The 1442-nt window shown below is 63.9% G+C and carries 1 protein-coding gene; it reads left to right on the forward strand.

Translation table 11 applies throughout. The annotated features are described in order from the left end of the window. Positions 1-247 precede the first annotated feature (247 nt). Positions 248-1414, forward strand: coding sequence for an integrase core domain-containing protein (locus QN357_RS18915; protein ID WP_322135143.1), 1167 nt, complete (start codon positions 248-250; stop codon positions 1412-1414). Positions 1415-1442: the final 28 nt, after the last annotated feature.

A 1442-nucleotide genomic window follows, 5' to 3' on the forward strand; every position in this document is an offset into this window, starting at 1 on the left:
TGTGAAGTCTCGTTCTCAATCTGACAGTTCTGTCTCATGACCTTGCTGACAGTTCTGTCTCGGGACCTGCCTGACACTCCGAATGGAGGTCCTCGATCAAGGTCCTCCGTTCGGCAGCGGGCTGCGGATCCTCCACGATCAGGTCATGGCACATGACCCAGCTCGAACCGATCTCCGCCTCATCATCGCGTCCTGGCCCGAGGACGCTCCACGAGGGGCTGTGACGCGGTTCTGCCGAGAACACAACGTGTCCAGGGAATGGTTCTACGCGACCCGCAAACACGTCACCGAGGCCGGACTCCCGCATTCGTTAGTCGCCCGCTCGAGCCGGCCGAAGACCTCGCCGGCGAGGGTATCCGAACTCGTCGAACGTCTGGCGCTCGAGGCCCGCGCCCGGCTCGGCGGCGCAGGCTGGGACAACGGTCCTATTTCGGTCAAGTACGAGCTCGAGAAGTTGGGAATCGAGTCTCCGTCGCGGTCGACGCTGGCCCGGATCTTCACCCGGAACGCAGTCGTGACTCCGCAACCCAAGAAGCGTCCCAAGAGCAGCTACCTCAGATTTGAATACGCCGCTCCGAACGAAATGTGGCAGCTCGACGCCACCGACTACACCCTCCGTGGCGGCGCCGTCGTGGCGATCTTCCAACTCAACGATGACCACTCGCGCTTCCAGATCGCCTCGCTCGCTGCGCGCTCTGAGAACGCCGAAGACGCCGTGAAGGTCGTCACGATCGGCATGAACCGCCACGGCACCCCGCAACGTCTCCTGACCGATAACGGGACGGCGCTGAACCCCAGTCGACGCGGCTGGATCGGGGATCTGACCGCCCTCATGCTCAGCCGGGGCGTCCAACCCATCGCCTCATCCGTCGGCCACCCCCAAACTCAAGGCAAGAACGAACGCGGCCATTCAACTCTCGCCCGCTGGCTGGCCGCCCGTCCCGCCGCGAACGATTTGGCCGAACTGCAAACCCAACTCGACACATTCGACAAGCTCTACAACGAGGAACGCCCGCACCAGTCCCTCCAGATGCAGACGCCCCACCAGCGCTACCACGCCACGCCCAAAGCGCCGGAACCGACCCCGCCGCTCGTGCTCGTGCCCGTGCCGTCCAAGCCCCGGCAGCACGCACGCACGACCTCACCAAATGGTGTCCTGACCGTCGCCCACATGCGCATCCAAATGGGTCGCGACCAAGCCAGCCGCACCTTCAACATCGTCGTCGAGACCACCAGCGTCCATATCTTCGACGCCGAGGGAACCCACGTCATCACACACCCGATAGGCCCCAAAGGCAGCTACGTCGGCAACGGCAAACCCCGCGGCTTCCTCGCGAACCAAACCAGAAAACCCCCAGCCCCCGACGAGCCCGCAACATCCCGACCCGAGTGTCAGGGACGTCCCGAGACATGAAGTGTCAGGGACGTCCCGAGACAGCACA

The organism is Cryobacterium sp. RTC2.1 (genome assembly GCF_035018685.1).
Taxonomy (GTDB): Bacteria; Actinomycetota; Actinomycetes; order Actinomycetales; family Microbacteriaceae; genus Cryobacterium; species Cryobacterium glucosi.